General features: G+C 53.5%; 2 protein-coding genes. Both read right to left on the bottom strand.

All coding sequences use genetic code 11. The features are described from left to right. Positions 1-403 (bottom strand): ATP synthase F1 subunit delta (gene atpH / locus QMM04_RS22865; RefSeq protein ID WP_282997166.1); only part of this gene is annotated, 403 nt, incomplete at its 3' end. Between the two features lie 14 nt (positions 404-417). After that, positions 418-800, bottom strand: a 383-nt coding sequence (gene atpF / locus QMM04_RS22860; protein ID WP_282997165.1) for a F0F1 ATP synthase subunit B, incomplete at its 5' end; no start/stop codon positions are given.

Genomic DNA, 800 nt, shown 5'->3' with positions numbered 1-800 from the left:
GTGACAGACGTTTTTCCATCGCGGCGCTGATTTTACTCAGCTGGCTGTCACTCAGCGCACTGGCGGAGATCACATCAACTTCGGCTGTCGCTTCATAAGCGTCACGCAGTTGAATGAACTGTTCCAGTACCGCTGGAAGCGCTGTCAAACGTCCGTTCTCCGCCATAACCTTAATCAGGTTCTGAGCGTGTTCATCAAGTTGATCACCACAGACTGCGTTGAAAGAAGCAGACAAGGCTTCCGGTGCCAATGCACCGGAAAGGAGTTCTGCCATCTGTTCGTTGCGAGCCACTTCTGCGGCAAACGCCAGCATGGTCTGCCAGCGGTCGATACTTTGATGCTCAACAGCAAAGTCAAAAGCTGCTTTGGCGTAGGGGCGAGCTACAGTAATCAGATCAGACATCAGCCCCTCCCTCCTTACAGTTCAGCGACCAGTTTATCAACGATGTCGCTGTTAGCAGCTTCATCCACGGAACGTTCGATGATCTTCTCGGCGCCAGCTAAGGCCAGCAGCGCGACTTGCTTACGCAGCTCTTCACGTGCACGTGAGCGCTCGGCTTCGATTTCTGCCTGCGCCTGAGACACGATGCGGTTACGTTCAGTCTCAGCTTCAGTTTTGGCTTCGTCCAGAATCTGGGCACGGCGTTTGTTCGCCTGCTCGATAATGACCTGAGCTTCTTCTTTGGCTTTTTTCAGCTGGTCGGTCGCATTGGCCTGCGCGAGATCCAAATCTTTCTTCGCGCGTTCAGCAGAAGCAAGGCCTTCAGCAATTTCTTTCTGGCGCTTTTCGATGGCAGCCA

Origin of the sequence: Pantoea sp. Pa-EAmG, assembly GCF_030024295.1 — a bacterium.
Taxonomy (GTDB): Bacteria; Pseudomonadota; Gammaproteobacteria; order Enterobacterales; family Enterobacteriaceae; genus Pantoea; species Pantoea dispersa.
Note: the sequence above shows the minus strand (reverse complement) of the source record. Positions and strands in the feature narration are given on the sequence as shown.